The organism is Stenotrophomonas sp. HMWF003 (genome assembly GCF_003061285.1).
Taxonomy (GTDB): Bacteria; Pseudomonadota; Gammaproteobacteria; order Xanthomonadales; family Xanthomonadaceae; genus Stenotrophomonas; species Stenotrophomonas maltophilia_AP.
In genome coordinates this window covers 1-3,252 of sequence record NZ_QAIW01000276.1, presented here as the reverse complement: position 1 = coordinate 3,252, position 3,252 = coordinate 1, and the positions used below count along the sequence as shown (strand labels likewise).

Annotated in this window: 4 protein-coding genes; 1 reads left to right on the top strand and 3 read right to left on the bottom strand. The window is 66.6% G+C overall.

Going from position 1 to position 3,252, the window contains the following annotated elements; all coding sequences use genetic code 11:
• Together DBR34_RS11515 and gap are read right to left on the bottom strand one after the other, a co-directional pair.
• The coding region (locus DBR34_RS11515; RefSeq protein WP_128096899.1) for a DUF2339 domain-containing protein at nt 1-793 on the bottom strand (793 nt) is incomplete at its 3' end.
• 184 nt (nt 794-977) lie between these two features.
• Nucleotides 978-1,982: a type I glyceraldehyde-3-phosphate dehydrogenase gene (gene gap, locus DBR34_RS11510; RefSeq protein WP_038686561.1), complete on the bottom strand. Its 1,005-nt coding sequence runs from the start codon at nt 1,980-1,982 to the stop codon at nt 978-980.
• Nucleotides 1,983-2,181: 199 nt separating this feature from the next.
• On the opposite strand from gap, the gene DBR34_RS11505 reads away from it, so the two are divergent.
• Nucleotides 2,182-2,811 carry an OmpW family outer membrane protein gene (locus tag DBR34_RS11505; RefSeq protein ID WP_128096898.1) on the top strand — a complete coding sequence of 210 codons (630 nt, stop codon included), beginning with the start codon at nt 2,182-2,184 and terminating at the stop codon, nt 2,809-2,811.
• A 107-nt stretch (nt 2,812-2,918) separates the two neighbouring features.
• On the opposite strand, the gene DBR34_RS11500 is transcribed toward DBR34_RS11505, so the two are convergent.
• A partial coding sequence (locus tag DBR34_RS11500) for an amino acid racemase (RefSeq protein ID WP_128096897.1) occupies nt 2,919-3,252 on the bottom strand: 334 nt, incomplete at its 5' end.

Genomic DNA, 3,252 nt, shown 5'->3' with positions numbered 1-3,252 from the left:
GGATGCCCAGCACCGCCAGCGTGCGCGAGTTCTGCACCACGGCCAGCACGCCCATGCCGGCAATCAGCAGCACGCTCATCGCAAACGCCGGCAAGGCATCGATCAGGTCGTAGCGCTTGAACGCGGCAAAGATGGTCAGCAGCAGCACGCCGATCGCCCCGCCCTGCAGCGCCAGCGCAAACAGGCGCCGGCGGTCGCGCTGGACCCAGCCGAATACCAGACCGCCCAGCGCAGCGGCGGCAATGGCCGCCAACCGCAGCTCGATCGGTGCGTTCAACCAGCCCTGGTCGCTGGCGTACTTGAGCAGCGCGGCGACACCCGCCAGCAGCACCAGCATGCCGATCTTGACCGGCACATTGCCGTCGGTGAACCAGTGTTTGATGGCCCCGACAATGCGCTCGCCCAGGCCCGGCCCCGAAGGCGGCGCGCTGGGGGCCGGCGGCAGCGGTGGCGGCCGGCTGGGGGGCGTGGCAGGCGCCGGAGCGGCCGCCTCGACAGGCGTGGTCGACGCCGTGGCGTCTGGCAGGGACGGCCCGGTTGCGTTGGCGGGCGGTTCGGCGGCGGCCGCCACCGGTGCGCGTGCCTGGTAGGGCTGGTCGGCCCAATGCACCGAACGCGCCTCGGGCGCTTCGGCGCCTACGGGGTCAGCGACATGGGCCGGCCGACCGTCGAACTGCTGCAGTTCCAACGCCGCAACCCGCCGACGCAGGCCGGCGATCATCACCAGCGCCACGATCAGCAGCACCGGGATCAGCAGCAGCACCACCGCCACCAAGGCAATCAACGCTTCCATTCCACGCCATCCTCATAGGGAAGCCCCGGCGGCATCCTGCCAACGCCATGCCGGTGGCACGCGGCCATGCTAATGGATCGGCGGCGGCTGCGGGGCGAGCACCCCCGCGGGCGCCCTGCCCCCACAAACGACGAACCCCGGCACGGGGCCGGGGTTCGCAGGTAGTACCGAGGCAGCGCCAGGCTTACTTCGCCGCGACGACTTTGGCCATTTCCAGGCACTTGTTGGAGTAGCCCCATTCGTTGTCGTACCACGACACCAGCTTGACGAAGGTGCTGTCCAGCGCGATACCGGCATCGGCATCGAACACCGAGGTGTGGGTCTCGCCGCGGAAATCGGTGGCCACCACCTTGTCTTCGGTGTAGCCCAGGATGCCCTTCAGCGCGCCTTCGCTCTGTGCCTTCACTTCGGCGCAGATCTCGGCGTAGGTGGCTTCCTTTTCCAGCTCGACGGTCAGGTCGACCACCGACACGTCCGAGGTCGGCACGCGGAAGCTCATGCCGGTGAGCTTCTTGTTCAGTTCCGGAATCACTACGCCCACGGCCTTGGCTGCACCGGTGGAGGACGGAATGATGTTCTCCAGGATGCCGCGGCCGCCGCGCCAGTCCTTGTTGGACGGGCCATCGACGGTCTTCTGGGTGGCGGTGGCCGCATGCACGGTGGTCATCAGGCCGCGCTTGATGCCCCACTTGTCGTTGATGACCTTGGCCAGCGGGGCCAGGCAGTTGGTGGTGCACGAAGCGTTGGAGATGATGGCCTGGCCGGCGTAGGTGCTGTCGTTCACGCCGAACACGAACATCGGGGTGTCGTCCTTGGACGGCGCCGACAGGATCACCTTCTTGGCGCCGGCATCGATGTGCTTCTGCGCGGTGTCCTTGGTCAGGAACAGGCCGGTGGACTCGATCACCACGTCCACGCCCACTTCGTCCCACTTCAGGTTGGCCGGGTCGCGTTCCTGGGTCAGGCGGATCTTCTTGCCGTTGACCAGCAGGTCGCTGCCGGACACTTCCACGTCGGCCTTGAAGCGGCCATGCACGGAGTCGTACTTCAGCATGTACGCCAGGTAGTCCGGCTCCAGCAGATCGTTGATGGCGACGATTTCGATGTCATTGCCGAAATTCAGCACGGCCGAACGCAGCACGTTGCGCCCGATACGACCGAAACCGTTGATGCCAACCTTGATTGCCATGTTCACAAGCTCCTGCAGCCGCGACGGTGCGGCGCCGATGGAAAGGGGCGCTCATTCTAGCAGGGCCAGACCGGACCCGGCCCCCGGGCGGCGAATGGGAACCGGTTACATGTGGAATTTCCTGGATTGATCCGGATCAAGGCGCGGCGCGCCCGGGACGGGAAAACTGGCCCCATTCCACCCGCAACGAGACACCCTCATGCGCAACACCTCCCCCCTCCTGCTGTCCGCCCTGGCCGCCGCACTTGCGCTGGCTGCCGCCCCGGCCATGGCCCAGTCCAAGGGCGACTGGACGATCGGTGCCGGCGTGCACCAGGTTGCCCCGAAGTCCAACAACGGTTCGCTGGCCGGCGGCACGCTGAAGGTGGACGTCGACAACGACGTCAAGCCGACCATCACCGGTGAGTACTTCATTGCCGACAACCTCGGCATCGAGCTGCTGGCCGCGCTGCCGTTCAAGCACGACATCAACATTGCCGGCCTGGGCAACGTAGGCAGCACCAAGCACCTGCCGCCGGTGGTATCGCTGCAGTACCACTTCAACAGCAAGGGCAAGGTGTCCCCGTTCGTGGGCGCCGGCATCAACTACACCACCTTCTTCAGCGAAAAGACCAGCGGCGCGCTGGCCGGCAGCCGGCTGACGCTGGAAGACTCCTGGGGCCTGGCCGCGCACGCCGGCCTGGATTTCGCGATCAACGACAAGGGCGCGCTGCGCGTCGATGTGCGCTGGATGGACATCGACAGCAAGGTGAAGCTCGACGGCGAAAAGATCGGCACCGTCAACATCGACCCGCTGGCCTACGGCGTGTCCTACGTGTTCAAGTTCTGATCGGCGGATCAGGACTGAGACAGAGCAACACCCCACGCAGCAAGCGTTTATCCCCGGCTTCGGCCGGGGATTTTTTGGTTTGAACGGCAGCCACCCATGGGGTGGCTCTACCGCGGTGACAGAAGGTGCCGGGCCGCGGCCTGCGCGTGCAGCGCCGCCGTGTCGAACAGCGGTACGGTGGCATCCCCGTCGCCCACCAGCAGCATGATCTCGGTGCAGCCCAGGATGATCGCCTGCGCACCGCGGTCCACCAGCCGCTGCATCACCGCGCGGTACACCTCACGCGACGCCTCCAGCACCCGTCCCTGCACCAGTTCCTCGTAGATGATCCGGTGCACCTGCGCACGGTCGTCGGCGTCGGGCACCAGCACCTCCAGCCCATGTCGCTGCGCCAGCCGCACGCGGTAGAAGTCCTGCTCCATGGTGAACGCCGTGCCGAGC

Excerpts from the sequence above, each read along its gene's own strand:
- DBR34_RS11505 (WP_128096898.1), top strand. The coding sequence starts at position 2,182 with ATGCGCAACACCTCCCCCCTCCTGCTGTCCGCCCTGGCCGCCGCACTT.
- gap (WP_038686561.1), bottom strand. The coding sequence starts at position 1,982 with ATGGCAATCAAGGTTGGCATCAACGGTTTCGGTCGTATCGGGCGCAAC.